The following is a 211-nucleotide window of genomic DNA, read 5'->3' as shown; positions in this document are numbered from 1 at the left end:
ACTTATCGACTGTCAATATAAAGAACAGCATTTGGGGCTGTAGCTCAGCTGGTTAGAGCACCGTGTTGATAACGCGGGGGTCGTTGGTTCGAGTCCAACCAGCCCTACCAGTTTTACCCTAGTAGTAAATCTCAGGGGGATTAGCTCAGCTGGGAGAGCACCTGCTTTGCAAGCAGGGGGTCGTCGGTTCGATCCCGTCATCCTCCACCAA

The 211-nt window shown here is 52.6% G+C and carries 2 tRNA genes; both read left to right on the top strand.

Annotation, left to right across the window (positions count from 1 at the left end):
* Positions 1-33 precede the first annotated feature (33 nt).
* Positions 34-110: transfer RNA gene (locus MRBLMU1_RS31315), tRNA-Ile, on the top strand.
* A 24-nt stretch (positions 111-134) separates the two neighbouring features.
* Positions 135-210 (top strand) — tRNA-Ala (locus MRBLMU1_RS31310).
* The last annotated feature ends 1 nt before the right edge of the window (position 211 follow it).

The organism is Burkholderia sp. LMU1-1-1.1 (assembly GCF_040675865.1).
Lineage (GTDB): Bacteria > Pseudomonadota > Gammaproteobacteria > Burkholderiales > Burkholderiaceae_D > Rugamonas.
Note: the sequence above shows the minus strand (reverse complement) of the source record. Positions and strands in the feature narration are given on the sequence as shown.